The sequence below is a fragment of the Vibrio sp. Sgm 5 genome (assembly GCF_026241575.1).
GTDB classification, from domain to species: domain Bacteria; phylum Pseudomonadota; class Gammaproteobacteria; order Enterobacterales; family Vibrionaceae; genus Vibrio; species Vibrio jasicida.
Genome location: NZ_JAPHPY010000008.1, coordinates 12,264 through 38,985, shown reverse-complemented (window position 1 = coordinate 38,985; position 26,722 = coordinate 12,264). Strand labels below are relative to the sequence as shown.

Here is a 26,722-nt window from a genome sequence, read left to right as displayed (position 1 = left end):
AATTTTGGACGATAGATAGAAAAACAGAATGGCATGTAACCATTCTGTTTCGTGATGTTAACGGATGCGGATTCTACTTTACTTTTTCTCTTGCTAGCAACTGAGAAATCACTACCAATACCAAAGAAACAATCAACATGACCGTTGCTAGGGCGTTCACTTCTGGTGAAATACCCACCTTAACCATTGAGTAAATCTTCAATGGCAAGATTTCGTAAGTTGGACCTGTTACGAACGAGCTAATAATTACGTCGTCCAGAGATAGGGTAAAGCTCAATAACCAGCCCGCAGCTACCGCAGGTTTTGCAAGAGGAAGAATGATCTGTTTTAAGATTACCCATTCACTCGCGCCTAGGTCTTTCGCTGCTTCCAACATTTTCACATCAAAGCCATTTAGTCGGCTGTACACTGTTACCACAACGAATGGTAGACAGAAGGTGATGTGAGCAATCAATAAGGTAAAGAAGCCAAGCTGTGCACCTAATACAAGGAACAAAGCAAGTAATGAAATCGCCATAACGATATCTGGTGACATCATTACAACAAATAACATGCCGTTGACCGCGCCTTTACCTTTGAACGAGTAACGGAATAGGGCAACAGCCGTTAAGCTACCAATGATGGTTGCCGCTGTTGCAGAGAATACCGCTACGTTCAATGAATGCCATGCAGCCTGCATTAGGCTGTCGTTGTTTACTAAGGTTTCGTACCATTTCGTGGTGAAACCACCCCATTTCATACCAAATTTGTTAGCATTAAATGAGTTAACAATTAAGACGATAATTGGTAGATACAGAAAAGCATATACCAGCGCCATAAAGCTAAATCTAACTGTGCGTCCCATTAGTCTAGCTCCACTTTCTTATTCAATAGTTTGCCTGCTCTGTAGTAAGCATAAAGCATAACAGCCATTGCGAAGGTGAGGGCGATACTGGTCGCAGCACCAAATGGCCAGTCACGAGCGTTCAATACTTGGCTCTTAATTACGTTACCGATCAGTAGGTTCTTCGCGCCGCCAAGAAGGTCAGAGATGTAGAACATACCCAGTGCAGGTAGTAGAACCAATAAACAACCGCCGATAATGCCAGGCATTGTTAAAGGCAAAATCACTCGCGTAATGGTTTGAAACTTGTTCGCACCAAGATCTTTTGCCGCTTCAATGTAAGTGTTGTCTAGCTTCTCAATTGCCGAATAAAGCGGCAAAATCATGAACGGAAGCAGGATGTATACAAGACCGATCATCACTGCCGTTTCTGTATACATTAAGCGTATCGGCTTATCGATGATTTCCATTGCCATCAACGATTTGTTTAAGACACCTTGTGTACCAAGAACAATCTTTAGCCCGTATGTACGGATCAGAGAGTTTGTCCAGAACGGTACGATAACCAAGAACAACATAAACGGACGCCATTTTTCAGGCATTTTCGCTACGATGTAAGCAAATGGATAACCGATAACCAAACACAACAATGTCGCGATGATCGCCATGTAGAAAGAGTGCATCAGCACCTTTGCGTACAAAGGATCAAGTAGGCGAAGATAGTTGTCGAATGTAAACGTTAATTCAATGAGGTTCGCTTCATCACGCATCAAGAAACTTGTACCGATAATCATTAGGTTTGGTACTAACACAAACAGTGTTAACCAACCAACGATTAGGGTAATGATCGCGTTCTGAAGATTAAGCTTCTTGCTTATCATTTAGTACTACCTCCCAGCTCTCAACCCAAGTGATAGCGACTTTCTGGCCGAGTGAGTGGTCCACATCTGGATCATCTTCGTTAAAGAATTCGCTTACCATCACGCGCATGCCAGAATCCAATTGAATAACTGAATCTAGCGTCATACCTTTATAGGTACGCTCGGTCACGTGACCTACGATGCCTTTTTCTTCAGACTCTTTAATCTCTTCGATACGCAAGTCTTCTGGGCGAAGTAGTACTTGAAGTTTGTCACCGGCCTGTGCTTCTTGATCGTAGTAAACCACCGATTCAACACCTTCAATTTCTGCACGGATACGTTTCTCATCGATACGATCTAGCATGGTTGCGTTGAATACGTTGATCTCACCGATAAAGCGAGCAACAAATAGGTTCTTAGGTTCTTCGTAGATCTCACGTGGAGAGCCATCTTGTTCGATAACACCGTCGCGCATAACAATAATACGGTCAGACATCGATAGGGCTTCTTCCTGATCGTGCGTAACGAAGATAAAGGTAATACCAAGTTGACGCTGAAGCTGTTTAAGCTCGATTTGCATTTGCTTACGTAGTTTGTAATCAAGTGCAGATAGAGATTCATCTAGCAGCAGTACTTTTGGCTTGTTCACAACCGCACGCGCAATCGCGATACGTTGTTGCTGACCACCAGAAAGTTGATGAGGCTTACGCTGTGCCATTTTTTCTAGACGAACCATGCGCAGCGCATCCATTACTCGTGGCTCGATCTCTGCAGCAGGTGTTTTCTGCATGCGAAGACCAAAAGCAACGTTTTCGAATACGGTCATATGAGGAAAGAGTGCGTAACTCTGAAATACCGTGTTGACGTGCCTTTGCTCTGCAGGAACCTGTGTTACATCTTGGTCATCTAATACGATTTGACCGTTGTCTGCCGTTTCAAAGCCAGCGATCATGCGTAAAACCGTTGTCTTACCACAACCAGATGGGCCAAGAATCGTCAGAAACTCACCATGATTAACATCCAGATTTAAATTACCGATGATTTCCTTGCCATCGAAACTTTTGCTAATACCAGATAAACGAACTACTGGCTTTCCTGCTTGCTGTTTAGCGTTCAACGTCTGTATTTCTCCCACGTTCAAATTGGGTTATATCCCATTGATGTGACATTAGTCATTCACTTTTGAGGCGCGCATCATAATCACCAAAATTGTGAAATCAAAGCATTTTCTTATCTTGAAACAGAAAAAATTTTGCAGGCAAAAGTAAACATTCCTTACCATACTGTTTTTATGGGGGTATTTACGCTTTCGCTATCGTTTTGTAGGGTTTTAATTTCGCCAGCAAATGTTTTCAATTTCATAGATTTGCGAGTGGTTAATTATCGACCAAATAGAAGATATTGCAAGTATTGAGGCCGAGATCTGATTTTAGACTTGGAAAGATTTCTTTATAATGACGCCCTTATTAATTGGCTGGTTTTCCAGAAAAAAATTTACAAGTTAGCCTTGGATAACATATGAACAACGATTTTGAGAAAGATTTCAATTTAGGAGGGAGTGTAGAGCGAGCTCTTTCTGGCAAGTATGAACTAAAAGCGGGTGCTGTTTTTAGCGAAGCTTGGCGCACGACCATTCAACAATTTTTGTCCTTCTCGCCAGCGATCATCTTGTTGCTTTTCGTTCAGTTGGGCATCTTCTATATCGCATTGCAACTTCAATTAGGTGACCCAGGTGTGATTCTTGATGCGTTGCAAGACCCTGAGTCTTTTACCACTGACATAGTCTCTGCTATTTATGTCGCTAACTTTAGTTACGAAGTGATCAGTGCGCCAATTTATGCGGGTATCAGTTTGATGGCTATGAGCCATGTCGCTGGGTTGAAAACAAAAGTACGTCACGTTGGTAAAGGCCTACAATTCACGGTGCCAGTGATTTTAGCGACGCTATTTAGTCTAATGCTGCAGGGCGTAGCTGGGATGATTTTCCCTCTGCTATCGTTATACCTTTCTTTAGCTTTTAGTCATTCTATCTTATTGATTTGTGAGAAAAGAGTGCCACCAATGCAATCATTATTATTGTCTCTTCGTGCAGTCAACAAGAAGATTTTTGTTCTTGCAGGGCTTTACTTGGGCGTGATGTTGATGTTTATTATTGCTGCAATGTTCTACGGAATTGGCTTGATCTTCGTGCTACCGTTCTTCTTCCATTTGAAGGGAATCCTGTACCGCGAAATGTTTGGTATCAAGTTAAAGATCGTAGCGACACAGCAAAATGATAACGATCACGATGGTAACTCTCAGGTGTTTGATGCCTAAATCTTTAAAATCAATGAGTTTACGAGTGGCGGCTATCACAATAGCCGCCACTTTTGTTTCAGTAGGACCATATTTGCACTACGACCGCGAATATCGCAATGCGATTGACTCGCAGGTGGTACACGGCCCGGTAACACACCCAGACTTGTCTAACCTCCCTTATATTGGTGACATTCCTGATTTCAACTCGATTAAGGACACGAAAGATAAGAAGACAGCGTTCTTTGACTTCCTTCGACCGAAAATTACGTTAGAAAATCAGCGCATAGAAAAAGAGCGTGCCTTCTTAACGGCTTTGAAACTTGGCGAGTTAAGCTCAGAACAAACTTCATATGCTAAACGCTTGGCTGCACTTTACTCTTATCCATTACAAGACGAGACGGTAACGGAAACTTGGTTGGATGAAATGCTTAAGCGAGTTAATGTTTTGCCTGAGGCTTTGGTGTTAACACAGGCTGCGAATGAATCTGCGTGGGGCACCTCTCGTTTTGCAACCGAAGCAAACAACTTGTTTGGTCAATGGTGTTATAAGAAGGGCTGCGGAATCGTCCCTGCGAAACGCGGTGCAGGTAAAACGCACGAAGTAGAGAAGTTTGACACTGTACAAGAGTCTGTACATGGCTATTTTATGAATGTGAATCGTAATCGTGCGTATGTTGATTTACGTGATATTCGTGCGAATTTAGAAGGGAAACACAAGGATTTGTTATCTGTGGCGACGGCATCAGAACTTACTCACGGTCTGCTTGCTTATTCTGAACGCGGTATCGCTTATGTGAATGACTTGCGGGCGATGATTCGTCACAATAACGCTTACTGGACACAATAAAAGAAATAACGGATCGGATGAAGAAGTTAAGCCTAAGTTTACTGGGTAGTGCGGTACTGATCTTGGCATCGCCTATCACTCACGCTCAAGAATACATGTTTACGTATTCTAAACTTTACACGCAATTAAAGAACAATATTAAAGACGGCCATGATGACGTTAGAGTCGGTGTTTTCTTTGTTGATTCTGATACAAAACAATTGTGTGAAATCGAAAAAGCATGGATGGAAAAGGAAGAGCATTTTGAGGAGTTTGTGATACCAACTTCGAAAGAGCTACCGCTTCCTATAGATAAAAACCTAAAGTCAGCGAATCCACTTGTCTTTGTACAAACGCCCAAAGATACACGCTGTGATTACTCTCTTGTAGTCATGACGAAAGAACCGTTACAGGGTAGCGTTACGTACGAAGAATTGAAGCCTTTGATGCCTCAAATGCAAGCCTTACTTGAAGATCTTGGAGGTATGTTTGCGGGTTGGTTTACGCCCCAAGTACAAGGTGTAACCATGGAGTTCGCTAACGAACTTAATGATACTATTACGTTCTCTAATGGGGCTCAAAAAGCGATTGTTAATGGGAAGGTGCAAGTCGCAATGAGTGAAATTGGCGAGGGTGGTCATATGACATTACCTCAACCAACGACTCGTGTATTACCTTATCTACCGAATGCAAAAAAATAAGCATAAGAAACCGAAGAAGAGCTGCAATTGCGGCTCTTTTTTTGTTTATAACGTTCATGACGCTGTTTTTGAGTGCATTTATTGATGAGTCCGTCACACAAACATTTAATCCTGCGCAAAAAGCTCGTATAATCCTCGCCCCATAGAAATCCAAGTTAGGAAGCCCTAGTCGATTTATCGGCGATGTGAGAGCCCGCAATGAACCAAGTAGATACAAGAAAAGAAACCCTAGAATTCAACAAGCTTCAGAAACGTCTTAGAAGACATGTTGGAAATGCCATTACTGATTACAACATGATCGAAGAAGGCGATGTTGTGATGGCATGTATTAGTGGTGGTAAAGATTCATTCGCGATGCTTGATATCCTGTTGAACCTACAAAAGGCAGCGCCTATCAAGTTTGAAGTTGTCGCAGTTAACCTTGACCAGAAACAGCCAGGTTTCCCTGAGCATATTCTTCCAGACTACTTTGAAACGCTGAACATTCCTTACTACATCGTAGACAAGGACACTTACTCAGTGGTTAAAGAGAAAGTGCCAGAAGGCAAAACAACTTGTGGCCTATGTTCACGTCTTCGTCGTGGTACACTTTATTCGTTCGCAGAGAAGATTGGCGCGACTAAACTGGCGCTTGGTCACCACATGGATGACATTGTAGAAACAATGTTCTTGAACATGTTCCATGGCTCACGCCTTAAAGCGATGCCACCAAAACTTCGTTCAGATGATGGTCGTAACGTAGTTATTCGTCCCCTGACTTACTGTCGTGAAAAAGACCTAATCAAATACGCAGAACATAAAGAGTTCCCAATCATTCCTTGTAACTTATGTGGTTCTCAAGAGAACCTTCAACGTCAATCGATTAAAGCGATGTTGATCGATTGGGATAAGAAAACACCTGGTCGCGTAGAAGCTATCTTCAAGTCAATCCAGAACGTAAGTCCAAGCCAGCTTGCTGACCGTGAACTCTTCGACTTTGTAAACCTACCATTAGATCGTGAAGGTAACCGCGAAGAATACGAATTCAGTGAAGCAGTGGTATCTTCGACAAACATCGACGAATCGATGTTTATCGATGTAACCAACATCTAATTCGAAAAGAGGAGGCGAAATAAGCCTCCTTTTTAATTTGCGTGCCTTAAGGCCGTGAACAGAATAAAAAATCCCCCAACGAGTGGGGGATTTTCATTTCTATATCATTTCGAAAACAAGCGCTGTTATGTCGCTGTATTCGGATCGAGCGGACTGATGTAACCGTTTGGTTTTAATGCCAGTACGTCGCAATTGATTTTATCAATCACATGCTCAGCAGTGTTACCAATAAACACCGCAGAAAGCCCCGTACGACCTGTCGTACCAAGAATCACCATCGCTGCACTTAGTTTTTCTGCTGTTGCTGGGATAATGTCTTCTGGCAAGCCTTGCTCGACGATCGTTTGCTCTTCATCAAGACCATGTTTCTGGCGAAGTGCTTTCATTGCGGTTAAATGATGCCCACGTACAGCGTCTGTATAGGTTGTAGGATCAAATTCCGGCAACTCAATTGTAATGTTGGCTGGCGTAACAGGGTACGCATTAACAAGGTACGGGTCGGCATCAAGTCGGTTACTGATTTCTTTAAGACGCTCTACCATCGAATCATTCAAGTCAATATGTGTTGGATTTTCCGAACCAACATGAACAGAAGCGAGTATCTTCGCATGCTCAGGCCAATCAGCGTTCTTAATTAAAAGTACAGGGATAGGGCACTTACGCAACAAATGCCAATCTGTAGGAGTGAAAATGACGGATTCTAGAACGTCGTGCTTACGCGTTCCTTTAATAACGATGTCGTGACCGCCAGCAAAGACTTCAGCGATAATCGCTTCATAGGGGCGATTATGCCAAACAACACAAACATCAAAGTCGAAGCTATCGTCTAAATACGGTTGGGCTATCTTACGCATCCATTGTTCACGTTGGTGGATAACACCGCGACGCATAGCATCTCTTTCATCGACCGACAGCATTGAGGTCATGTCATACGAAAAATCGTAGATTGACAGAAAGAAAGTGATTCGGCTTCTGGATACACTTTTTCGAGCGAGTTGAACCGCTCTTGCAAGTGCTGGCTGCTCATCATTATTGATGTCAGCAACAACAAGGATCTTACTGTATATACTCATATCTAAGCCCACTTATTATTGTAAAACCAAATACTGAATATAAAGTAAATCAGTATATTGGAGTACACAAGGTACATTTTTACTGTAGCTCAGTTTGAAGAAGAATTTGAGGACTTTCGAAGGGATTTTAGAAGAAATATGATGTAGCTCATTTTCGAGCTACATCAATTGATAGGGCAAATTAAAATTAGTCTTTGCTAACGCCTGCAAGTTCCATCAATGCATCGTGATCTAAGATGGTGATGTACTTACCTTTTACGCTCAGAATTTCAGATTTCTGGAAGCGGCCAAGTAAACGGCTAATGGTTTCTACCGTTAGACCAAGATAGTTACCAATGTCACCACGAGTCATGGTTAAACGAAATTCACGAGGACTAAAGCCGCGCTGGGAAAAACGTGTTGATAGGTTGTACAGGAATGCAGCAAGACGTTCTTCTGCATTCTTTTTAGAAAGAAGCAGAATCATTTCTTGGTCGCCTTTAATCTCGTTACTCATCAAACGCATGATTTGTTGGCGAAGCTTAGGCATTTTTCCTGATAGGTCATCAAGGATTTCGTATGGAATCTCACAAACCATAGAAGTTTCAAGCGCTTGAGCAAAACTTGGGTGTTGGTCACCTGTTATTGCGTCAAAACCTACAAGGTCACCAGCTAAGTGAAACGCAGTGATTTGCTCATCGCCTTGCTCTGTAATGGTGTAACTCTTTATCGTGCCAGAGCGGATAGCGTACAGAGATTTTAGCTCATCACCTGCTTTAAAAAGCTCTTGGCCTTTTTGGATTGGCTTTTTACGCTCGATGATTTGATCCAACTGATCCAGCTCAGACTCGTTTAGAGTGAACGGAATACAAAGTTGGCTAATGCTACAATCTTGGCAATGAATCGCGCAACCACCTGATTGGATACGCTTTGTTGCAGGTTTTTCAGAAATCATAACAACCTTTCACTATTTGATATACATCAATATTTTATCACCGCTTACTTCTAAAGGGTAGCAAAAAAATTATTGAAAACGACTTTCATACTATATGAAACCGAGCATTCGCATAGCTCCGGCGGCAGTATACACGCCATAAGTTATTAAGATTAACGCTGAGATGTTTCTAAATATTAACGACTTTTGCAACTTCTGAAAGTGGCTCGCTCCGTATCCGATCGCGAGCATCGATGGAAGAGTACCAAGACCAAATGCCAGCATGATCATCCCTCCACTTAATGCGCTTCCTGACACTGCTGACCAAGTGAGAGCCGAGTACACTAAGCCGCACGGTAACCATCCCCAGATAAACCCAAACGGGAGGGCATGTAAAGGGTGTTTGAGTGGGAGTAGGCTCCTACCGGCAGGTGAAATCAATTTCCAAAGGGACTGCCCAAGTTTTTCAATAATCAGCAGGCCTTGCCACCATTTAGCAATATATAAAGCAACCAAAATCATGAATATAGCCGCAATAAAGCGGAGCCACGCTAATGATTGGGTTAATCCACTCAGTTCAGACAAGCCAGAAATAGCCCCACCAACCATTGCTCCAACACAACCGTAGCTAGCGAGGCGTCCAATATTGTAGAAGAGAGGGATAACAGGTGAAGGCTTAGTGTTTTTTGTGCCCATAGAGAGTAGTGACGCGATACCACCACACATCCCCATACAATGACCAGCCCCGACCAAGCCAATCATAAAAGCACCGATAAAATCTGGACTCATAGAGTAACGTTACGGTTTTTTGTTATTTGGTTTTTCATCTTCATCGAGAAGAATGTTGTGGCCTTGTCGCTCTAGATCTTCAAACTGATCACTGCGAACGGCCCATAGGAAAATAGCAACCGCCACACAGACCAAAACAATGGCGATAGGGATTAAAATGTAAAGACTTTCCATGTTAGCTCTCTTACTTTACTTCTCTTTAAGCAGTCGCAATGAGTTGGATACTACAATGATAGAACTCGCAGACATACCAACAACGGCAACATAAGGTGCGACAAGACCTGCAACTGCCAATGGCAAAATTAGCAGGTTGTAACCTAAAGACCAAGCCAAGTTTTCTCGGATTATCTTTCTTGTACGTATCGCAAGTAATCTTGCTTCTAATAGCTTCTCTAAATTATCGCCTAGAAGGGTCATATCTGCAGAAGCTTTGGCGACATCCGTACCACCACCCATCGCAACGGATAGGTGTGCACCTGCAAGAGTAGGTGCATCGTTAATGCCATCACCGACCATCATAGTGATGTCGTTTTTATCTAGTCCTTGAAGATACGCGAGTTTGTCTTCTGGTTTTGCTGAGGCGATCACATGGTCAATACCCATTTCGTTAGCAACTGGTTGAGCGTTTTGCAAAGAATCACCTGTCAATAGCGTTGTCTTGATACGTGCATCCGCAAAACGCTGGATGAATGCTTTGCTCTCTTTACGAATCGGGTCACGGTAATAGAAGGTCGCAACGTGTTTTTCGTCGACGGAGAGATAGACGGCGTTGCTTTCATCTCGGTTCTCACCAACCACAAAAGTAGCACTGCCGATCTTTACTGTCTTATTGTTCCAATTACCTTGAATGCCAGAACCAATGATGTTTTGAACATTACTTACAGTAACGTCTTCTTGACCAAACCCTGAGAATGCCCGAGCAATAGGATGGTTTGCGTGCGCTTCAAGTGCCGATGCGATCGCAAGTGCTTCACCTTCGTTAAAGCTAGCGAAGGTTTGAGTTTGATTAATTTCGATGTCGCCTTTGGTCAGCGTACCTGTCTTATCTACGACAAGATGATTAATCTTACACAACGTTTCGAAAACATGGCCTTTACGTAGCAAAATACCAAAATTACCCATTCGAGAGGTTGCACAAGTTAGTGCGGTTGGCGTTGCTAAGGATAGGGCGCATGGACAAGTCGCTACCAAAACAGACAGCATAATCCAGAACGCATCATCAGGTTTGGTTTGGTGCCAGTAAAGCCACGTGCCAGCTGAAATGATTAGAATCGCGCCGACAAAATAACGTGCTACTACGTCGGCAATTTCGGCGATTTTAGGCTTAGAATGCTGAGCTTCATCTTGAAGACGAACGATATTAGAAATCATCGAATCTGCTTTTGAATTCGTCACTTCGAGATCGAAAGACTCCTCGCCATTCAATGTGCCCGCATAAACGGCATCTCCCGCCTTCTTAACTACATGAACAGACTCTCCGGTCAGCATAGACTCGTCGATATGGATACGACCAGAAATCACTTTGCCATCGGCAGGAATATGTTCGCCAGGAAGAACGCGAATGCGATCGCCGACCTTTAGTGTTTTAACTGGGATTTGTTCACCGTCTAACGTGGTGGCAATCGCAGGGATGAGTTTAAGAAGGTTACCGCTAGCAGCCGCGGCTTTGCGACGAGCACGCATTTCTAAGAATCGACCAACCAACAAGAAAAAAGTAAACATCGAGATGGATTCAAAGAATACTTCACCTTGCTCTGTCACCGTTGCGACTAAACTTGCCACATAAGCAAAGATTAATGCGATGGACACAGGAACGTCCATACCAAGCGTTCGTCCTCTAATACTTCGCCATGCATTGAGGTAAAAGGGAAGCGCAGAATAGAGCAGTACAGGAGTTGCGAAGATTAAGCTTACCCATCGGAAGTAGTTTTTAAACTCCGGCTCTAAATCGCCAAAAACTTCCAGATACAACGCCACTGCTAACATCATTACTTGCATGGTTGCAAGGCCTGCAATGCCTAAGCGATACAGGTATTGCTTCATTGTGTGGTGATATGCGGCTTCTTGTTTATCCGCTTCAAAAGGTGCAGCCTTATAACCGAGTTTGTGAATCACAGAGAGCAATTCGCTGAGACGAACTTGTGTTTTATCCCACGCAAGTAAAGCTCGGTTCGTGGTGGTATTTACACGGATAGACACTAAGCCTTTTACGCCCGAGACTTGCTTTTCGATTAGCCAAGCGCAAGCTGCGCAAGAAACGCCATCCAAGGAAAGCGTGACTTCAGAGGTGTTCTCATTATTACGAACAAACTCCGATTGCACTTCTTCATTATCATAATGAATCAGCGCTTGGAGCTGTTCCGGAACTAAATCTGCTTTTTCAGCTGGTGCAGTGCGGTATTGGTAGTAGGAGACGAGCCCACTCTCGACAATGGTCTGTGCCACAGTTTCACAACCCGGGCAACACATGTCGCGAATTTCACCCAATATTTCTACTTTGAAATCCGTGTTGGCTGGTACATCTTCACCGCAGTGATAACAGGATTTACACATAGACTTACTTCATTAATATTGTTGGTTGTGCAGGGAATTCAACTCGACCTTGAATCATCCATTCTTTGTTGTGTGGTTCAAGTTCAACAAACCAAGGACCTTGAATAGAGTCTTCTTGCGTCAAACGATAGTTGCCTTTCGCATCGGCAGTGAGAAGCTTAGTAAAATCACGGTCTGGCAACGTGCGGTGTGTAAACGTCGCGGTTAGCGCAGGGAAGTGCGGCAGTTCCCCTTTGTTAAAAGAGATAACTACCGTGTTATCATCTGATGAAACGGTAGCGTTAAGACCAAGGTCTCGAGCGACATTCATTTTACTGATGTCGATGTTGATACCTTTGCCTTTTTTATAGTAATCCTCAGCGACCAAAGATACCGAGTTGTTGGCGAATACGACCACAGTAACGATTGTCCAAATCACCACAGTTAGAGGTAGGATGATCAGGAACCACGGCCAAAATTGTTTATACCAAGGCTTTACCATAAAAAAGTTCTCAACAGCTAAATGAAAAAATGTAAGGCTTTAAATTTAAAGGAAAGACAGCCCCTATGAAAGGGGCTGTTATTGAAATGTTACTTATTGTCAGAGTTGCTTAAACTCCAGACGTATGCCGCGACAAGTTGAACTTTGTCTTCGCCTAGAATGTCCTTCCAAGCTGGCATCACACCAGAGCGACCGTTCATAACTGTTTCTGTTACTGCAGCGCGTGAATCGCCGAATAACCAGTCTTGGTCAGTTAGGTCAGGTGCACCTACAGCAGGGTTACCTTTACCATCTGTGCCGTGACAAGCTGCACACACTACAAAGCGAGCTTTACCAGCTTCCGCTTCACGTGCGTTCACTTTACGACCAGATAGGCTTAGCGTGTAGCTTACTACTTCTTGAACACCTTGTTCGCCAAGTGCATCTTTCCACGCAGGCATCTGCCCGATACGGCCTTGCATGATAGTAGTAACAATAGCTGCTGGCTCGCCACCGTATAACCACGCGTCGTCAGTTAGGTTAGGGAAGCCTTTCTGACCGCGAGCATCAGAACCGTGACATTGCGAACAGTTCTGTAGGAACAAACGTTGACCAACTTTAATCGCTTCAGGATCTTGCGCAATCTCAGGGATAGGGCGTAGACCTTCTGCATTATGAGCAAGTGCACGGAACGCTTCTCCGAAGTAAGCATCTGCATCATCAAGCTCTTTAGCATATTGGTTAAGCTGCTTGTTTTCTTGTGCTCGTGCGATGGCTTCTTTAGATTCTTCCAACGTACGTACGGTTTGATCTGAACTCTGCCAGTTGAGGACGCCTTTAAAGCTACCTAGACCTGGAAATAGAGTTAGATATACAGCTGCAAACACAAACGTGCTCACAAATAAGTATGTCCACCATTTTGGCAGAGGGTTGTTAAGCTCGCGAATACCATCGTACTCGTGGCCCATGTCTTCCCCTTCCTCGACGCCCATTTTATCTTTAGCGCACCAAGTCAAGAGGATCGCACAGCCTACCAGCGTACCGACAGTAATCACGATAATCCAGAGACTCCAGAATGTAGTCATTACTTCTTCACTCCTTGGTTATTTGGGGTCGTTTTTTGCTCTTCGTCTGCAAACACCAAGTTAGCATCTTCCTCGAAACGTGCTTTACGTTTCTTACCAAATGCCCACCATACGATGCCAATGAAACTCGCGAAGAGTACTACGGTATAAATACTATGAATTGTACCGAAATCCATGTAACCCCCTTACTTCATTGCATGACCAAGAGACTGAAGGTAAGCGATGATTGCATCCATCTCTGTTTTACCTTCTACATCTTTAGCCGCATTCGCGATTTGTTCATCCGTGTACGGAACACCGAACTGGTTGCGGAATACTTCTAGTTTCTTCTGCGTCAGTTTGCCGTCTAGTACGTTCTCTTCTAGCCAAGGGAAACCAGGCATGTTTGATTCAGGTACTAGTTCACGAGGATCAATAAGGTGAACACGATGCCACTCATCAGAGTAACGTCCGCCTACACGAGCCAAATCTGGACCAGTACGCTTAGAACCCCATAAGAATGGGTGTTCCCAAACACTTTCACCGGCTACAGAGTAGTGACCGTAGCGCTCTGTTTCAGAGCGGAACGGACGAATCATCTGACTGTGACAAACGTTACAACCTTCACGGATGTAGATATCACGACCTTCCATTTCCAGAGGAGTGTAAGCGCGTAGGTTTTCTACAGGCTCCGTCGTTTGCTTCTGGAAAATTAGAGGAGTGATTTCTACGAGCGCACCCCAACTAATTGCAAAGACGATGAAAATTGCCAACAAACCGACATTACGTTCTAGGATTTCGTGGCGATTATTCGAATTATTACTCATTCTTTAATCTCCTTATGCCGGTTGAGGGATAGCTTTTAGGCTTTCTTTAGGCGCCGTTACTGTTTTGTACGTGTTGTATGCCATTAAGAACATACCGAATAGGAAGATGAAACCACCTAAGAAACGTACGAAGTAGAACGGGTAAGATGCTTCTACAGATTCTACAAAGCTGTAAGTCAGTGTGCCGTCAGAGTTAACTGCACGCCACATTAGGCCTTGCATCACACCAGAAATCCACATTGCTACGATGTAAAGAACTGTACCGATAGTTGCCAACCAGAAGTGAACATTGATTAGGCTAACAGAGTACATGCGCTCTTGACCAAATAGACGAGGAACAAGGTGATATACAGAACCAATGGAAACCATAGCAACCCAACCTAGAGCACCGGAGTGAACGTGACCAATGGTCCAGTCGGTGTAGTGCGATAGTGCGTTTACAGTCTTGATAGACATCATTGGACCTTCAAAGGTAGACATACCGTAGAAAGACAACGAAACGATTAGGAAACGTAGGATAGGGTCATAGCGAAGCTTATGCCATGCGCCAGACAGCGTCATGATACCGTTGATCATACCACCCCAAGATGGAGCAAATAGAACCAAAGACATCACCATACCTAGAGACTGAGTCCAGTCAGGTAGTGCTGTGTAATGCAGGTGGTGAGGACCAGCCCAAATGTACAGAGAGATCAGTGCCCAGAAGTGAACAATAGATAAACGGTAAGAGTAAACAGGACGTTCAGCTTGTTTAGGGACGAAGTAGTACATCATACCAAGGAAACCAGCGGTTAGTAGGAAACCTACCGCATTGTGTCCATACCACCATTGAACCATCGCATCCACGGCACCGGAGTAAATCGAGTAAGATTTACCAAGCGATACTGGAATTGCCATACTGTTCACGATGTGAAGTACTGCTACTGTGAGGATAAAGGCACCGAAGAACCAGTTAGCCACATAGATGTGAGACGTATTACGTTTGACCAATGTTCCAAAGAACACGACCGCGTAAGATACCCATACAATCGCGATTGCAATATCAATAGGCCATTCTAACTCAGCGTACTCCTTACCTGAGGTAAAACCTAAAGGTAGGGTGATTGCTGCGGCTAGGATAATTGCTTGCCATCCCCAAAAGGTGAAGGCAACGAGTGGGCCACCAAAAAGACGTGTTTGACAGGTGCGCTGAACAACATAATAAGATGTTGCGAACAGAGCACTGGTACCAAACGCAAAAATTACCGCATTAGTATGCAGTGGACGTAAACGACTGTACGTCAACCACGGCGTATCAAAGTTTAGCTGTGGCCAAACTAATTGAGCGGCAATCAAAACACCAACAGCCATACCAACTATGCCCCATAAAATGGTCACAAGGGTAAATTGGCGAACGACTGTATAGTTGTAGTTTTGTTCAAGCTGCTTTACTTGGCTCATTTGCATGCTTCCAATTTCTAATTAACTACACTTTACTTCCAACACGACTTGCGTCGTAACACCACCCAAGTAAACTCTAGAATTTAAGTGTTATCATCACTTTATTTCCATTGCTGACTTTAATAAAAAGTGGCATTTTCAGCGAGTCACTATACTTGAATTAACAATTCAATGACAGAGTAGTAACCTTACTAGGCCTCTGGAAATCATTTTTTATTTAAAAAGTTTGAAGTTTGTAACAAGGATATTAGGAATTATGGCTGCACAAAAGTTAACAAAGGCAAGACTTGCACAAATCTTAATCATGCTCAGTCTTTTAATTGGTGCATTTTTCTGGAGAACCTTTACTTATGAGACGAGTAGCGTTGTGGATTGTTCACAAAAACAACGATGTGATGTAACAATCGGAACAGAAAAAATCACGATAAACAAGGGTTCTGATGGCTTTTCGATCGAAAGCACAGAAAATGGCAGTATAAAAATTGATCTAAATCAATCTGGTGAGTTTATAGATCTGTCGGATAAATATCGCCAGAGTAATTGGAGTGATATTTCTGAGACTCGAGTAATTAATTTCAAAATAAGCGAAAACATTGTCCAAGTTCATTTATAAATCAGATCTGACGCGAGATAATGACGCTTCTTTATACAATTATTACTTTATTGTCTAGCGCTATATTGTCGTAATGGTATAACGGTTAAAGATCACACAATAATTAAACTCGTATGCAGTGCCAATCATTATTTACTCATATTACAGACGAATATTTAGCGATTAAGAAATTTCGCACGGAACTCTTTGAAGAGAACCTCTCTCACCTCATCTGCTATTACACTGAGGAGTATGACTTCCGTGCTATTCAATCAGCGTTTCGAGAGCTGTTTCCTAAACAGTCCCTCCACGGTGCGAGCTCGTGTCAGGCAATTATGACTAACCAAGGTTACCATCGTGGACCAGTCATCGCCGTTCTGGCTATCTATGATTCGGGGCCACATTCCTATGGTACTGGAATTTCGAAATGTGGTGATTCTGTCGATACTTATGTGGATGAAGCGCTGAACATGGCCTTATCTCATGCTAACCGGCTCGGCGAGGTACCCAACCTTATTCTTTTACATGCCACGCCAGGAAATGAAGAGGCTGTAATTGAAGCGATCGATCAGCGGTTTGGTACTTTGGTTCCCATTATTGGCGGCTCTTCTGCCGACAATAACATAGAAGGGAACTGGTCTATTATAACCACGCAAGGAAGTGAAAAAGCTGGCATTAGCTTAACACTATTTTATTCATCTCAACCTGTCGATATTGCGTTTAGTGCAGGGCATTCCCCAACGGATATTACGGGAACTGCAACGAAAACCCATAACCGATGTTTATTAGAAATTGACGGTGAGCCAGCACTAGATGTTTATCGAAGATGGACAAACCACCAAAATAATCAACCAGATAACGAACAATTTCTGTTTACTAATGCCAGTGCTTACCCGTTAGGTCGTGTTGCCGGGTACTTATATGAAAGGCCTTATTACAAGCTGTCCCATCCCATTCGCGAGACCTCACACGGTGGCATCGAGTTGTTCACAACTATCGAAGAAGGCGAGCAATTAACGCTAATGAAAGGGAGTAGGGAGCATCTAATTGCAAGAGCTGCAAGGGTTGTTAATGCCGCTTTTAATCAAAAATTAGAAGAGTCTCGAAAAATAGGTGTGATCAATATCTTTTGTGCTGGTCCTATGTTGCACTTAAAGCAAGATATAAACAGTGTTTGCGAACAAATTAACCAAGAATTAGAACACCTGCCTTTTATTTGCCCATTCACATTTGGTGAGCAAGGAAGATTCATTGGTGGTGAAAATGGACATGGAAACTTGATGATATCATCAGCGATTTTCCATAAACCTTATGAAAAATAAATATTTAGAGATATATCAACAAGAAGCGTTGCAAGAAGCGTTAGTCGAACTTAAAGAAGCAAGGCAACGAGAAAAACTTCTGGCAGATGAAAACAAAGCCATTCTATCTGCTATCTCTGCAATGAGTGAGGCTCGAAATCGACACGAGATATTTTCCGGCCTTAACAACGTACTTAAAAAGTACATCAATTTTGATGACTTCATCGTGATCACTCGAGACCATACTAGAGACGCATTTAAAACCTTAATCTCTACAAATAGTGTGTTCGATAACTTAGATTGGTTACAGGGTAGCGTTTCCGAGCGAGCTTTAAACGGTGAGTGTATTTTACTGTTTGAGCCGCTAAGGTTACGTGAGTTTGAAAACCTTAACAGCTTCATACAAAGCCATGTTAATTCAGTTGTCTTAACTGGGATTAGAACCGAGGTAACCCAAAATATCATCTTATTGATCGGTGCTCAAAAAGGGCATTTTAGCATCGAGAACAAAGAGACATTAAGACGCTTTAGCCCCTTAATTGAACGCGCTGTTATAGATATTGAAACCAAAGAGAAGTTACAACGTATCGTTGACGTGCGTACATCTCAACTCGCCAGAGCAAGAGAAGAAGCGGAAAAGGCAAACCAATCGAAATCTGAATTTCTTGCCATGATGAGTCATGAGATTCGAACGCCGTTAAACTCGGTATTGGGAATGTTAGATATACTGCGCCAATCCATGCTTACCGATGACCAGTCCGAAGTCCTTGATCAAATGGAATGCTCGGCAGAACTCCTATTAGCGATCATCAGTGACATCCTTGATTTATCTAAGATAGAGTCGGGCAGCTTTCAATTAAATGAACAGTGGGTTGATTTGAGTGACGCTGTAACATTTGTTATTTCCCAACAAAAACAAGTAGCTACCAGTAAAAATTTGAACTTTAATTTAAGCTTCGGATTAGAAAAAAGTAAACAATATTGGATAGATTCCACCAGGCTTTCTCAGGTGTTGTTCAACCTGATCGGGAATGCCATAAAGTTCACTGACTTTGGTGAAGTTAATGTTACGGTCGAAGAACAAAATAACGAACTTAAAGTTTCAGTTATGGATTCCGGTATAGGTATTCCAAAGGCAAAATTGAATCACTTATTTACTGCATTTCATCAAGGTGATGGATCAATCACGCGTCGTTTTGGTGGTACAGGTTTGGGGCTTGCAATTACCAAACATTTAGTGGAAATGATGCGTGGTTCGATTTCCGTGAGCAGTAAAGAAAATGTCGGGTCTCATTTCTCTATAAGGATTCCAGTTCTCACACGTAGTAACCAAGAGCGCCCAGTAAAGATTGAAGCGAACAGACCATCGAAGGCTCTGAATATACTTATTGTCGAAGATACCGAATCAAATCAGTTGGTGATCAAACTGATTCTAAATAAGTTGGGACATAATGTTTGTATAGCAAACAACGGATCTGAGGCCATCAAATTCTTGGAGCAAAATAGCCAAGAACTCGACATGGTACTCATGGATGTTTCAATGCCGGTAATGGATGGCATAACAGCGACAAGACTTATCAGGAAAAAAAAGATTTCAATTCCCATTATTGCTCTGACTGCCCATGCGTTGGAGAGTGATAAGAGCATGTGTTTGAAGGCCGGAATGGATGGCTTCATTTCAAAGCCAGTTCGCAGGCAAGACATTTATGAAGTGATTCAGTCACTAGTAGAAACTGCATAGCTCCTTAATATAGATCTTAACAATCGCAAGATTATTAAGATCTATATTAAGTATTTTATGGTAAATCACCATTATGTTTAATGAACCTAACAAACGATGTCTGAATTTGAAATCTGAAAGGGATAGGAGACCAATGTAGAGAAGATTTGGCGTACGCCTATATTATATTTAACATAATATACATAATGCGCACTGGGGCAGGGTTTGTTAACAAAGGCTAACTATTTGATTAAGCGTTTCATAAGTGTCTGATAACCAAGCTGTAATTTTTAATTTTGTGAGTTTCCATAACTCAAGTTACTTGTACTATTCCTAACGATTGTTTTGTGCAATCTACAAAAAAACGCCGAAATCCCCGACCGCAACATTATGAAGCGTTCTGTATCGGCAAAAACAACAAGAAAATTAATTTTAGTCAGTTATCCAATATGCGAGCGTTGTCATGTTTCACGAGTCATTCCGCACACTCTTTTGGCGAGAGTTTAAATCTATTAAGCAAGGCGCTGAATATTTTCACGTGTCTAAACCGACGATTACCCGTTGGCTTGATGGCACGGTTCCAATCAATCCAATGGCAGAAAAACTCATGCTGATTAAGTCGCTTGGTTACTTGCCTAATGATTTACGTTGGTCTGGTTTTCGTGTTTGCGAGAAACGCGCCATCATCATCACGCCGTCTGGTCGTGAGTTCAGTCCGAAAGAATTGGAAAGCTTTGTGTTCTGGCGGGACGAGCATCGTCAGTTTGTTGAGAAATTTGGGCATATAGACCAACCAAAGGCCTACCCAGCAAAAGAAAACGTCTTACCGTTTCGTGGTGGTCATAGACTTAAAGCCGCTGGCTGGGTGCCAAGTAAAGATAAGAAAAAGCAAATAAAAAGCCGAACTTAAGTTCGGCTCTCAATGCTATTGTGAGTTTAATACGTTTCTAAACTGGTTGATTTTCAAATGAATACTTGGGTCTTCCAGTACTATATTGAACGTAGATATTAGCTCTTCTTGAGTCATGCATGTAAAGCTACGGTTATTACTTTTTATGTAAACGGGATAACCATTTACACACTGTTGCATCGAAAATAAAGGTACGCTTAAATTTCCGTCGAGTTTAATTCTTACCAGCTTATAGCCAGTTTTCTTTCGGTTTTTAAAGCGCTGGTTATAATCGAGACCCGCTATTATCGCCCTTGCGGTGTTATCTATTAGAGTTTCTTCATCAGATTTCTCAAATTCATCCGCGTAATCAAAGTTGATTTCTAGACCTAGAAACTCTTTCAGGTTCGATTCAATAGCATGCATAACGCTGCGTACCTCGTCGCGATATACCAGAACCTGCTCAGCCGCTTCTTTGCCTTTCTCAAGGCTACCTCTAAAATCAAAAGACATATTTATTACCTCAAGGTCGAGTTATTTCGCAAATAATTGGTAGATGGTCAATGAAGTGTCTAGTTTCATTATAATCATTTAATAGATTTCTATCTTGTACTATGTACGTTTTCGTCTCATCTAGATGCCAATATCCCTCATTTAAAAAGCTACCGGACATTAGAATTTGATCGTATGAATGCCAAACAGTGCCGAGGAACTGTTTGTATTTATGTGTTCCAGAAGGAAATGTGGATGAGCTATGTGTGTGAGTATATTTTTGCTCCGAGACGATAGTTCTCCAAAATGGATTGTAGAAATATTCCAGAGGATAAAGTCTTACAGCATCGTGGCAACGGCTAGCTTTCATGCATTCGTTGAGGCTTTTATCATAAGGGTTATCATTAAAATCACCCATAACGACAACGTACTCGTTATCCCTCATGTACCTTTGGGCATTATCATATACTAGATTAGCTGCGGCTATCCGCCTTGCCTCTCCATCCCCGTTAAGTCGACTAGCCCAGTGGCATAAGTATACAAAAATTGGTTTTTCATCATTAATGCTATCAATTCGTACTACTTGTGCACCTTTGACTGTGTTTGCAGTCATTACCCTTGATTGACTGCCTATATACTCAACACTGATTTTTTCTGTATTGTAGATGACTGCCATATCATAACGAGTGCGCCCAACTGAATGAGTCAAGCCCATTATAGAGAAGTTATCGGAATTGAGGCGGTTTCTAATTTCAGTAACATCAGTTGATGAAACTTCACAAAGCCCAAGAAAATCACATCCATAAGTGTACAGTAGGTCGTTGATATACTCACACAAGCGATTGTAATTTTCACCACTCGCATTTGACCTTGCTCTAGCGGCTGCTGGTGACAACGCAATATTCCACCACCCAAGCCTCAATGAATATAAAAACATGGCTGTAAGATTCTAAAAATAAAGTGAAATTTACCTTACTTTATACACTTAAGACAAACACTTTTAAAATAAAAAGCCGAACCCCATCGCTAAGGTTCGGCTTTCTGTAGGCTTCTTGATTTTGGTGGACGTCGATGAAAACGAATTGGAAGCCTGTCGAGGTCAATCGACCTGCCAAATGTATTGGCTCCCTGCCCGCTGTGTAAATCATCATTAGCTATCGTTTGAAGTTTGTCGTTGAACATCATCCTTATCATCACGGTTTTCATCTAAGGGAGTATCTTTACTCGTATCTTTATGATGTTCTGCAACCCACGACGCGAATTCTTCTGGCTTTTTCTCTAAACAACTAAGTAGGTAAAGGAGCAGAAAAATTGACCCTAGTGCAATAGCCGCAAGACTGACGTTTCCAAAAATTGGCAATAACACATTTACATTCTTTAAATGATATTTGGCTACAGAGCATTGCGTATAGGCCTTGCTATCTAACTTACACTCATGCTCAAGTATTTTTTCTATATCAATCTGTTCAATTCTTTCCGCTTCGTAAAGATTGAACTTTCCCTCCTTTTCCATAGGCATAAGAACCAAAGTAAGTTGCATAAAGGTTATTGCGCCTACAGTAAGAAAGAATACGCCAGCCTTACGCCAGCTTTCTGCGTGGGTTTTGTGATGAAATGACCACTCGCAAAAAATTCCTATCCACTTGTACGAGCTAACAAAAAAAGCTTTCATGATTTTAAATCCATTCAATTACATGGTGGATAAATTATCATGAAAGCAGTTGTTTATAATATGACTATTTTCGCACACTCTTGGTTTCCATCACCAAGACTCGTTCACGCATGTCTTGAAGTCCCGTTGTAAGCGCTTTATTGATACTTATCTGATACTTAAGATTCATCCCCATAAGCGCAAACATCACAAGCGATTCAGACGAAAAGCCCAGACCAGATAAGGCGTTAACTAGGGCTGCTTCCATCCAAGCCCCCTACACTTTTTGTCGGTTTCCAGCTGTCTGGCAGTGCTTCATAAACACCGATAACTGCCGGAATAGCCAAGCCAATCGCACCCCCAAGGTTTACACCCGTTTCGGTAATTTCGACACTGAATAAATGCCCGTAGCCTGTCGCTGCAGCGACGACCGAACCCAATAACGCCAAGCCTTTTAATGTTGAACGTTCAAACATGTTTGATTTCTCCCTAAATCAGTTTCACACCTTTAATCACGGTGTCTTTGCTGTAATGGCGCCCGACTTCCATGATGCTCATGGCGTGCAGGACTTCGACTAATAGCGGCATGTTGTTGACCAAATCAATGCGCTCATCGATGCCAACCCCAACACGACCCGCGACGAACTGCGCGTAATTGTGGGTTTTGTTCTCGCTTGGTGGCGCAAATCGGTGAATGATTTCGCTTAGCGTGAACAGTTCATGCCTTTGCTGGTAATTGCGCAGCAAGATAGCGCCCGCACGAAAGCCCCATTCAGGTGCTTTAAAGGTTTCGAATGCCTTATCTCGTGACGGTGTCACCTTGCCTTTCCATGCGTTGCCAGCAATACGAATGTTAAGCGGGTTATTGATGCGCACCCCGCGAACGCTTGATGTGGTTGTCATGGTAAAAGCTCCCATCCCTAGAATGACAAATACAACCAATAGCCACGGCATAGTTACACCGCCTGATAGTTGGCTGAATTGAAGTAGTTCAAATGTACGGGCGTTTTCGAGTAGTACGCCATCAAATGACCATGCGATTGACCGCCGACGGTATCGCCAACCACACGCACCGTTTTGTAGTCGGTTTTGGTGATGGTCGCGGCATTAATCGGCGTTTCGGTCGAGGTTTCTGTGATTTGGCAGTTACAGAAAATCAGATGTTTTTCCATACCAAACGGCATTGGAAAGCGCCCCACATCCATGTTTGTGCCACCTGTCAGTTCAGCTTTAGATAGGCGCCCTAGCGATTCAACACAGCGCATTGCTTCTTGTGCTGGCTCGCTTGGCGTTAAGTCAGGAACTGTGTTTTTCTGGTCTGGATTGAGGAACACACCCGCGCCAGTGAATGCGCAGCTTTTGCCGCCGTTGTTCATGTCTGACTCAACGAAAAACGCATAAATGCCCCCTGGTTTAAACTTCAAACCGTGTAACCATGTATGCACAAACTTGGCAGGTTCAGGACGTGCGGAAAAGGTTTTGCCGACGTAATCAACAAAGTCGCCGTTTTGGTCGAGTTCCACGACACCAAAGCGGTGATAAACCGTGTCGTCATGCATCTTGAGGTATGCGGAATAAGACAGGTCTTTACGCTGCGTTTCGCCGTTCTCATCGTTGTACAAGATTTCGTTTTCAACTGGCGCGGTAAACACGCTGAAATGAATCACCTTGGCGTCACCAAAGCCCATCAAGAAGAACGCCGCTTTTGCGGTTGGGTCGCGCTTCTCGACTTCACTGCCGATGGTGTTATAGAACGCACTGTGTGCATACGAGGAAGCCGCTTTAATTTCTACGCCCCAGCCCACTGGCGCAGGACGGCCAAGACTACGACCTAAGTGCATTTCACTGGCGCTTTGGTTGCTGTACGTGAACATGCCCGTTGTCCAGCGCGCATAGTGTGGCAAGTTCCAATTAATATCGACTTCACCCGCTGATAAATCAGGGTTTACCAGTAGGTTTTTTGGCAGTTCACCGCCCGCTTGAGACTTGGCAAAGTCGATACAATCAGCCAAGTATTCGATTTTGTTGCGTGGGCTGCCGTTTGGCAGGTTCTCGCGTACTTCACCCATGCTAAATCTCCATTAATGTGACTTTGTCGCCCGCTGCGCCTGTTAACGTCATAGCGGCTTTGCTGGCAATTTCGATACGTTCGCCCGCTTCCAATTCAAAGGCATCGACAAACACCGATTCCGTATTGGACTTGGCAGCCTTGATGGTGATGGCTTTGCGGTCGTTGTTCTGTGTGATGTTATGTGGAAACACGCTCACCGCTTCGGTGATTAACTCGCTGCTGGCTTCTTCGGCCACGCGCACCACTTGTGCCGCTGAAATACGAATCGCTGGCATAGAAGAAATCTTCATCGACGGCACGCCATCAAGTACCACGGCTGGTAATGATGCGATGTTGAGTGGTGGCAATTGGCTCACCGCAAGTTGCTGATTTGGGGCGATGGCCATCGCTGGCATGTCCTGAATCGTCACTTGCTGGTTTTCCGCAATCTGCATTGGTGGCAAGGTGTTAATCTCGACACTTGGCAGTGCTTGAATCACCACGCTTTGGCCTTCCACTGGCGGCGTGAACGTACCAAAACCAAACTGGATTTCGATTTCGTTATCGATGCGGCTAGAGATAAGCAAGCGCCCTAGCTGCTTTCCCTCACCAACGTTAAACACCGCCGATTGGCCGAGCGTCACACGCTCGCCACTGACTTCGCGATAAACGTCGATTTCACCTTGCGCCGCTTTTAAATACAGCCAGTTGCCGTCTGGCGTAAGCGGGATTTGTTGCCCCGCAATAAGATGTGTATTCATCGTTTCACCATTACAAAGCCAAGCATCAGCACCAACACAATGGCAACGGCCATCATCATTTTGCTGGTTTCTACTTGGCCGCCGTCCTTGTTGAACTTGGCAAGCTCCATCATTGATTCAAGATTCTTGGAGTTCTGCGCTGCTTGGCTTCCCGCCATGCCTGCCAACATGTTGAGGTTCTCACTGTTGGTTGAGGCGTAGGTTTTCAGCGAAGCCCCCGCGAAATCGGCCACTTCATCAATGGCGGTTTCTGCCATGTCGCGGTTCATGTCCATGGCTTCGAGAGAAACACGCTGGTTGCTGGCAATGACTTCCCCGCCTAACTGAAACGCTTCTTCCCCAAGCTCCAACGCCGCATCAATCGCGCCGTGGTCAGTCACGGTCATGTTGGCGTTTATGGTTGAGTTGTTGACACCAGACAGCGCAACGCCGAGGTTATCGCCCTCAATGGCATTTTGGCCGCTCGTGTTGGTGGTGTTACTGGTATTGGTCGATTTAGACTTGGAACGTCCCATCTAAAAGCCCTCCAAATCGAGGCGAATGAAATCGCCATCGTGTTTTTGTGTGACGCCAATGCGACGAACCAAACGCGCGACACCCTTAAACGCGGTATCTGCGACTAAGTTGGTCATGCCCGCTGCTTTGACGGTCTTGCATAGCTGCTTAATGCCCGAGGCTAAACCGTGCCCCGTGACTGCCCACAAGTAATAGCTGTCACCGTCACGTTCGCCCGCGATATACAAATCGCATTGGTCACTGGTTAAGCGATACAAAGACACGCGACCATCCTTGACCGCTTTGCAAAGTGCTTTGTATTCATTTGGAACAGCGCGAAACGCTGGCTTGAGTTTGCCAAGCGCTGGCGCTGAATGAGTCATGACTTGAATTACTTCTTTTTCCATAGCCACAGCCCCACAAGTACCGCCACCACAATGGCAATCAACGTGGTGCGGTCGATGCCGCTGCCCATGTTGATGTTACCCATTGAAAGGTTGCCGCTGGATTGGCCTGTTGCGTCACTGCTGGCTGACGCCCCCGCACTGATAGGCATTGAGCCGGAGTTTGTGAGTGGAAAACCCATCATAATTTGAAGCCTCGTTTATAGAGGATGTAACACACGAGAAGTAAGCCGAGCACCAAGCCGATGCGGTCGAAACCGCCCGTTACCTTGATGCCTGCCCATGCACCCACTGCGCCTGCAATTAGGTATGGAATAAACGGCATTACTTCGCTCCCTTCGCGGCAAAAAACACCACAAGTAACAGCACCAATAACAGCGCACCACCCATCGCGAGATAAGTCGGGTTTACCCCCGCAAATGCGGAGGTATTCACAGGCTCACCGGAGGGTTGCTGGTAGTCGTTATTGTGCTTGCGCTGTTCGTCTGGGTTACTGGACTCAACACGCTGCGCTTCGTTTTGCAACTTAATGCCGAGCCAGTCTTTACCAATGTCAGTCACGTCGGTCAGTAGTTCGCCGCCCGCTTCTAACACGCCATCCCAGACGCCGCCCCAAGTAGTATTTGGTTGCGCCATCACCATAACGCC

34 protein-coding genes are annotated in these 26,722 nt (G+C 43.8%); 8 read left to right on the top strand and 26 right to left on the bottom strand.

Features of this window, described 5'->3' with window-relative positions; all coding sequences use genetic code 11:
- Positions 1 to 73: 73 nt before the first annotated feature.
- The 3 genes from potC to potA are packed head-to-tail and all read right to left on the bottom strand — an operon-like array spanning position 74 to position 2,800.
- Positions 74 to 844: a spermidine/putrescine ABC transporter permease PotC gene (gene potC / locus OQJ86_RS06565; RefSeq protein ID WP_005389180.1), complete on the bottom strand. Its 771-nt coding sequence runs from the start codon at positions 842 to 844 to the stop codon at positions 74 to 76.
- On the bottom strand, positions 844 to 1,704 hold the full coding sequence (potB, locus tag OQJ86_RS06560) for a spermidine/putrescine ABC transporter permease PotB (protein WP_265987256.1): 861 nt from the start codon (positions 1,702 to 1,704) through the stop codon (positions 844 to 846). Before potB ends, potC begins: the two co-directional genes overlap by 1 nt.
- Positions 1,685 to 2,800, bottom strand: a complete 1,116-nt coding sequence (potA, locus tag OQJ86_RS06555) for a spermidine/putrescine ABC transporter ATP-binding protein PotA (RefSeq protein WP_009706100.1) — start codon at positions 2,798 to 2,800, stop codon at positions 1,685 to 1,687. Before potA ends, potB begins: the two co-directional genes overlap by 20 nt.
- Before the next feature lie 401 nt (positions 2,801 to 3,201).
- Between potA and OQJ86_RS06550 the strand changes: the two genes are divergently transcribed.
- From OQJ86_RS06550 to ttcA, 4 genes are all read left to right on the top strand, one after another.
- Entirely contained in the window at positions 3,202 to 3,999 is a 798-nt protein-coding gene (locus tag OQJ86_RS06550; RefSeq protein WP_038872759.1) for a hypothetical protein, read from the top strand.
- Positions 3,992 to 4,828 (top strand): glucosaminidase domain-containing protein, encoded by an 837-nt coding sequence (locus OQJ86_RS06545; protein WP_265987255.1) that lies wholly within the window; start codon positions 3,992 to 3,994, stop codon positions 4,826 to 4,828. Before OQJ86_RS06550 ends, OQJ86_RS06545 begins: the two co-directional genes overlap by 8 nt.
- Before the next feature lie 17 nt (positions 4,829 to 4,845).
- Positions 4,846 to 5,508 (top strand): DUF2987 domain-containing protein, encoded by a 663-nt coding sequence (locus OQJ86_RS06540; RefSeq protein ID WP_038872917.1) that lies wholly within the window; start codon positions 4,846 to 4,848, stop codon positions 5,506 to 5,508.
- Between the two features lie 198 nt (positions 5,509 to 5,706).
- Positions 5,707 to 6,600 carry a tRNA 2-thiocytidine(32) synthetase TtcA gene (gene ttcA / locus OQJ86_RS06535; protein WP_038872920.1) on the top strand — a complete coding sequence of 298 codons (894 nt, stop codon included), beginning with the start codon at positions 5,707 to 5,709 and terminating at the stop codon, positions 6,598 to 6,600.
- Between the two features lie 125 nt (positions 6,601 to 6,725).
- Here the strand turns inward: ttcA and uspE are convergent, their stop codons facing one another.
- From uspE to ccoN, 10 genes are all read right to left on the bottom strand, one after another.
- Entirely contained in the window at positions 6,726 to 7,673 is a 948-nt protein-coding gene (gene uspE / locus OQJ86_RS06530; RefSeq protein ID WP_038872922.1) for a universal stress protein UspE, read from the bottom strand.
- Positions 7,674 to 7,860: 187 nt separating this feature from the next.
- Positions 7,861 to 8,607 carry an FNR family transcription factor gene (locus OQJ86_RS06525; RefSeq protein WP_038872924.1) on the bottom strand — a complete coding sequence of 249 codons (747 nt, stop codon included), beginning with the start codon at positions 8,605 to 8,607 and terminating at the stop codon, positions 7,861 to 7,863.
- A gap of 90 nt (positions 8,608 to 8,697) precedes the next feature.
- Positions 8,698 to 9,375, bottom strand: coding sequence for a sulfite exporter TauE/SafE family protein (locus OQJ86_RS06520; RefSeq protein WP_038881923.1), 678 nt, complete (start codon positions 9,373 to 9,375; stop codon positions 8,698 to 8,700).
- Between the two features lie 9 nt (positions 9,376 to 9,384).
- Positions 9,385 to 9,549, bottom strand: a complete 165-nt coding sequence (gene ccoS, locus OQJ86_RS06515) for a cbb3-type cytochrome oxidase assembly protein CcoS (protein ID WP_010447939.1) — start codon at positions 9,547 to 9,549, stop codon at positions 9,385 to 9,387.
- Between the two features lie 15 nt (positions 9,550 to 9,564).
- On the bottom strand, positions 9,565 to 11,928 hold the full coding sequence (locus tag OQJ86_RS06510) for a heavy metal translocating P-type ATPase (protein WP_265987254.1): 2,364 nt from the start codon (positions 11,926 to 11,928) through the stop codon (positions 9,565 to 9,567).
- Positions 11,929 to 11,932: 4 nt separating this feature from the next.
- Positions 11,933 to 12,409, bottom strand: a complete 477-nt coding sequence (locus OQJ86_RS06505) for a FixH family protein (RefSeq protein ID WP_038881926.1) — start codon at positions 12,407 to 12,409, stop codon at positions 11,933 to 11,935.
- Positions 12,410 to 12,498: 89 nt separating this feature from the next.
- Positions 12,499 to 13,473, bottom strand: a complete 975-nt coding sequence (gene ccoP / locus OQJ86_RS06500; RefSeq protein ID WP_038881927.1) for a cytochrome-c oxidase, cbb3-type subunit III — start codon at positions 13,471 to 13,473, stop codon at positions 12,499 to 12,501.
- Positions 13,473 to 13,649, bottom strand: a complete 177-nt coding sequence (locus OQJ86_RS06495) for a cbb3-type cytochrome oxidase subunit 3 (RefSeq protein ID WP_009706108.1) — start codon at positions 13,647 to 13,649, stop codon at positions 13,473 to 13,475. Before OQJ86_RS06495 ends, ccoP begins: the two co-directional genes overlap by 1 nt.
- A 9-nt stretch (positions 13,650 to 13,658) precedes the next feature.
- A complete protein-coding gene (gene ccoO, locus OQJ86_RS06490) occupies positions 13,659 to 14,279 on the bottom strand; it encodes a cytochrome-c oxidase, cbb3-type subunit II (RefSeq protein ID WP_038872939.1) in 621 nt (206 codons plus the stop codon).
- A gap of 12 nt (positions 14,280 to 14,291) precedes the next feature.
- Entirely contained in the window at positions 14,292 to 15,719 is a 1,428-nt protein-coding gene (ccoN, locus tag OQJ86_RS06485) for a cytochrome-c oxidase, cbb3-type subunit I (protein WP_033006505.1), read from the bottom strand.
- Positions 15,720 to 15,975: 256 nt separating this feature from the next.
- Between ccoN and OQJ86_RS06480 the strand changes: the two genes are divergently transcribed.
- The 4 genes from OQJ86_RS06480 to OQJ86_RS06465 all read left to right on the top strand — a co-directional run bounded on the left by OQJ86_RS06480 (position 15,976) and on the right by OQJ86_RS06465 (position 20,242).
- Positions 15,976 to 16,332: a hypothetical protein gene (locus tag OQJ86_RS06480; protein ID WP_038881928.1), complete on the top strand. Its 357-nt coding sequence runs from the start codon at positions 15,976 to 15,978 to the stop codon at positions 16,330 to 16,332.
- Positions 16,333 to 16,445: 113 nt separating this feature from the next.
- Complete coding sequence (locus tag OQJ86_RS06475) at positions 16,446 to 17,633, top strand: FIST signal transduction protein (RefSeq protein WP_042600809.1); 1,188 nt, start codon at positions 16,446 to 16,448, stop codon at positions 17,631 to 17,633.
- A complete protein-coding gene (locus tag OQJ86_RS06470; RefSeq protein WP_265987253.1) occupies positions 17,623 to 19,353 on the top strand; it encodes an ATP-binding protein in 1,731 nt (576 codons plus the stop codon). Before OQJ86_RS06475 ends, OQJ86_RS06470 begins: the two co-directional genes overlap by 11 nt.
- A 442-nt stretch (positions 19,354 to 19,795) precedes the next feature.
- Complete coding sequence (locus OQJ86_RS06465; protein ID WP_265987252.1) at positions 19,796 to 20,242, top strand: phage protein; 447 nt, start codon at positions 19,796 to 19,798, stop codon at positions 20,240 to 20,242.
- Between the two features lie 15 nt (positions 20,243 to 20,257).
- On the opposite strand, the gene OQJ86_RS06460 is transcribed toward OQJ86_RS06465, so the two are convergent.
- The 13 genes from OQJ86_RS06460 to OQJ86_RS06400 all read right to left on the bottom strand — a co-directional run bounded on the left by OQJ86_RS06460 (position 20,258) and on the right by OQJ86_RS06400 (position 26,710).
- Positions 20,258 to 20,734 carry a hypothetical protein gene (locus tag OQJ86_RS06460; protein WP_265987251.1) on the bottom strand — a complete coding sequence of 159 codons (477 nt, stop codon included), beginning with the start codon at positions 20,732 to 20,734 and terminating at the stop codon, positions 20,258 to 20,260.
- A gap of 10 nt (positions 20,735 to 20,744) precedes the next feature.
- Positions 20,745 to 21,650 (bottom strand): endonuclease/exonuclease/phosphatase family protein, encoded by a 906-nt coding sequence (locus tag OQJ86_RS06455; RefSeq protein ID WP_323054495.1) that lies wholly within the window; start codon positions 21,648 to 21,650, stop codon positions 20,745 to 20,747.
- A 213-nt stretch (positions 21,651 to 21,863) separates the two neighbouring features.
- A complete protein-coding gene (locus OQJ86_RS06450; RefSeq protein ID WP_265987249.1) occupies positions 21,864 to 22,385 on the bottom strand; it encodes a hypothetical protein in 522 nt (173 codons plus the stop codon).
- Positions 22,386 to 22,449: 64 nt separating this feature from the next.
- Positions 22,450 to 22,632: a hypothetical protein gene (locus tag OQJ86_RS06445; protein WP_265987248.1), complete on the bottom strand. Its 183-nt coding sequence runs from the start codon at positions 22,630 to 22,632 to the stop codon at positions 22,450 to 22,452.
- A complete protein-coding gene (locus OQJ86_RS06440) occupies positions 22,613 to 22,840 on the bottom strand; it encodes a hypothetical protein (RefSeq protein WP_265987247.1) in 228 nt (75 codons plus the stop codon). The genes OQJ86_RS06445 and OQJ86_RS06440 overlap by 20 nt, the downstream gene beginning before the upstream one ends.
- A 13-nt stretch (positions 22,841 to 22,853) precedes the next feature.
- Positions 22,854 to 23,267: a structural protein gene (locus OQJ86_RS06435; protein WP_407029172.1), complete on the bottom strand. Its 414-nt coding sequence runs from the start codon at positions 23,265 to 23,267 to the stop codon at positions 22,854 to 22,856.
- A gap of 53 nt (positions 23,268 to 23,320) precedes the next feature.
- A complete protein-coding gene (locus OQJ86_RS06430) occupies positions 23,321 to 24,433 on the bottom strand; it encodes a hypothetical protein (RefSeq protein ID WP_265987246.1) in 1,113 nt (370 codons plus the stop codon).
- A gap of 1 nt (position 24,434) precedes the next feature.
- Positions 24,435 to 25,175: a hypothetical protein gene (locus OQJ86_RS06425; RefSeq protein WP_265987245.1), complete on the bottom strand. Its 741-nt coding sequence runs from the start codon at positions 25,173 to 25,175 to the stop codon at positions 24,435 to 24,437.
- Positions 25,172 to 25,690, bottom strand: coding sequence for a hypothetical protein (locus tag OQJ86_RS06420; RefSeq protein WP_038889209.1), 519 nt, complete (start codon positions 25,688 to 25,690; stop codon positions 25,172 to 25,174). The genes OQJ86_RS06425 and OQJ86_RS06420 overlap by 4 nt, the downstream gene beginning before the upstream one ends.
- Positions 25,691 to 26,077 carry a hypothetical protein gene (locus OQJ86_RS06415; protein ID WP_038889208.1) on the bottom strand — a complete coding sequence of 129 codons (387 nt, stop codon included), beginning with the start codon at positions 26,075 to 26,077 and terminating at the stop codon, positions 25,691 to 25,693. It lies immediately after the preceding gene.
- Positions 26,062 to 26,259 carry a hypothetical protein gene (locus OQJ86_RS06410; protein ID WP_038889207.1) on the bottom strand — a complete coding sequence of 66 codons (198 nt, stop codon included), beginning with the start codon at positions 26,257 to 26,259 and terminating at the stop codon, positions 26,062 to 26,064. The genes OQJ86_RS06415 and OQJ86_RS06410 overlap by 16 nt, the downstream gene beginning before the upstream one ends.
- A complete protein-coding gene (locus OQJ86_RS06405; protein WP_102388836.1) occupies positions 26,256 to 26,399 on the bottom strand; it encodes a hypothetical protein in 144 nt (47 codons plus the stop codon). Before OQJ86_RS06405 ends, OQJ86_RS06410 begins: the two co-directional genes overlap by 4 nt.
- On the bottom strand, positions 26,399 to 26,710 hold the full coding sequence (locus OQJ86_RS06400; protein WP_038889384.1) for a hypothetical protein: 312 nt from the start codon (positions 26,708 to 26,710) through the stop codon (positions 26,399 to 26,401). Before OQJ86_RS06400 ends, OQJ86_RS06405 begins: the two co-directional genes overlap by 1 nt.
- Positions 26,711 to 26,722 lie beyond the last annotated feature (12 nt).

Coding starts and splice junctions, on each gene's coding strand:
- uspE (WP_038872922.1), bottom strand. CDS start 7,673: ATGAGTATATACAGTAAGATCCTTGTTGTTGCTGACATCAATAATGAT.
- OQJ86_RS06415 (WP_038889208.1), bottom strand. CDS start 26,077: ATGGAAAAAGAAGTAATTCAAGTCATGACTCATTCAGCGCCAGCGCTT.
- ccoO (WP_038872939.1), bottom strand. CDS start 14,279: ATGAGTAATAATTCGAATAATCGCCACGAAATCCTAGAACGTAATGTC.
- OQJ86_RS06455 (WP_323054495.1), bottom strand. CDS start 21,650: ATGTTTTTATATTCATTGAGGCTTGGGTGGTGGAATATTGCGTTGTCA.
- OQJ86_RS06445 (WP_265987248.1), bottom strand. CDS start 22,632: ATGGAAGCAGCCCTAGTTAACGCCTTATCTGGTCTGGGCTTTTCGTCT.
- OQJ86_RS06460 (WP_265987251.1), bottom strand. CDS start 20,734: ATGTCTTTTGATTTTAGAGGTAGCCTTGAGAAAGGCAAAGAAGCGGCT.
- OQJ86_RS06550 (WP_038872759.1), top strand. CDS start 3,202: ATGAACAACGATTTTGAGAAAGATTTCAATTTAGGAGGGAGTGTAGAG.
- ccoP (WP_038881927.1), bottom strand. CDS start 13,473: ATGACTACATTCTGGAGTCTCTGGATTATCGTGATTACTGTCGGTACG.
- OQJ86_RS06510 (WP_265987254.1), bottom strand. CDS start 11,928: ATGTGTAAATCCTGTTATCACTGCGGTGAAGATGTACCAGCCAACACG.
- ccoS (WP_010447939.1), bottom strand. CDS start 9,549: ATGGAAAGTCTTTACATTTTAATCCCTATCGCCATTGTTTTGGTCTGT.
- OQJ86_RS06475 (WP_042600809.1), top strand. CDS start 16,446: ATGCAGTGCCAATCATTATTTACTCATATTACAGACGAATATTTAGCG.
- OQJ86_RS06465 (WP_265987252.1), top strand. CDS start 19,796: ATGTTTCACGAGTCATTCCGCACACTCTTTTGGCGAGAGTTTAAATCT.
- OQJ86_RS06425 (WP_265987245.1), bottom strand. CDS start 25,175: ATGAATACACATCTTATTGCGGGGCAACAAATCCCGCTTACGCCAGAC.
- OQJ86_RS06525 (WP_038872924.1), bottom strand. CDS start 8,607: ATGATTTCTGAAAAACCTGCAACAAAGCGTATCCAATCAGGTGGTTGC.
- OQJ86_RS06505 (WP_038881926.1), bottom strand. CDS start 12,409: ATGGTAAAGCCTTGGTATAAACAATTTTGGCCGTGGTTCCTGATCATC.
- OQJ86_RS06495 (WP_009706108.1), bottom strand. CDS start 13,649: ATGGATTTCGGTACAATTCATAGTATTTATACCGTAGTACTCTTCGCG.
- OQJ86_RS06440 (WP_265987247.1), bottom strand. CDS start 22,840: ATGTTTGAACGTTCAACATTAAAAGGCTTGGCGTTATTGGGTTCGGTC.
- OQJ86_RS06545 (WP_265987255.1), top strand. CDS start 3,992: ATGCCTAAATCTTTAAAATCAATGAGTTTACGAGTGGCGGCTATCACA.
- potB (WP_265987256.1), bottom strand. CDS start 1,704: ATGATAAGCAAGAAGCTTAATCTTCAGAACGCGATCATTACCCTAATC.
- OQJ86_RS06420 (WP_038889209.1), bottom strand. CDS start 25,690: ATGGGACGTTCCAAGTCTAAATCGACCAATACCAGTAACACCACCAAC.
- OQJ86_RS06540 (WP_038872917.1), top strand. CDS start 4,846: ATGAAGAAGTTAAGCCTAAGTTTACTGGGTAGTGCGGTACTGATCTTG.
- OQJ86_RS06470 (WP_265987253.1), top strand. CDS start 17,623: ATGAAAAATAAATATTTAGAGATATATCAACAAGAAGCGTTGCAAGAA.
- OQJ86_RS06430 (WP_265987246.1), bottom strand. CDS start 24,433: ATGGGTGAAGTACGCGAGAACCTGCCAAACGGCAGCCCACGCAACAAA.
- OQJ86_RS06520 (WP_038881923.1), bottom strand. CDS start 9,375: ATGAGTCCAGATTTTATCGGTGCTTTTATGATTGGCTTGGTCGGGGCT.
- OQJ86_RS06405 (WP_102388836.1), bottom strand. CDS start 26,399: ATGCCGTTTATTCCATACCTAATTGCAGGCGCAGTGGGTGCATGGGCA.
- OQJ86_RS06410 (WP_038889207.1), bottom strand. CDS start 26,259: ATGATGGGTTTTCCACTCACAAACTCCGGCTCAATGCCTATCAGTGCG.
- OQJ86_RS06435 (WP_407029172.1), bottom strand. CDS start 23,267: ATGACAACCACATCAAGCGTTCGCGGGGTGCGCATCAATAACCCGCTT.
- potC (WP_005389180.1), bottom strand. CDS start 844: ATGGGACGCACAGTTAGATTTAGCTTTATGGCGCTGGTATATGCTTTT.
- ttcA (WP_038872920.1), top strand. CDS start 5,707: ATGAACCAAGTAGATACAAGAAAAGAAACCCTAGAATTCAACAAGCTT.
- ccoN (WP_033006505.1), bottom strand. CDS start 15,719: ATGAGCCAAGTAAAGCAGCTTGAACAAAACTACAACTATACAGTCGTT.
- OQJ86_RS06480 (WP_038881928.1), top strand. CDS start 15,976: ATGGCTGCACAAAAGTTAACAAAGGCAAGACTTGCACAAATCTTAATC.
- OQJ86_RS06450 (WP_265987249.1), bottom strand. CDS start 22,385: ATGAAAGCTTTTTTTGTTAGCTCGTACAAGTGGATAGGAATTTTTTGC.
- OQJ86_RS06400 (WP_038889384.1), bottom strand. CDS start 26,710: ATGGCGCAACCAAATACTACTTGGGGCGGCGTCTGGGATGGCGTGTTA.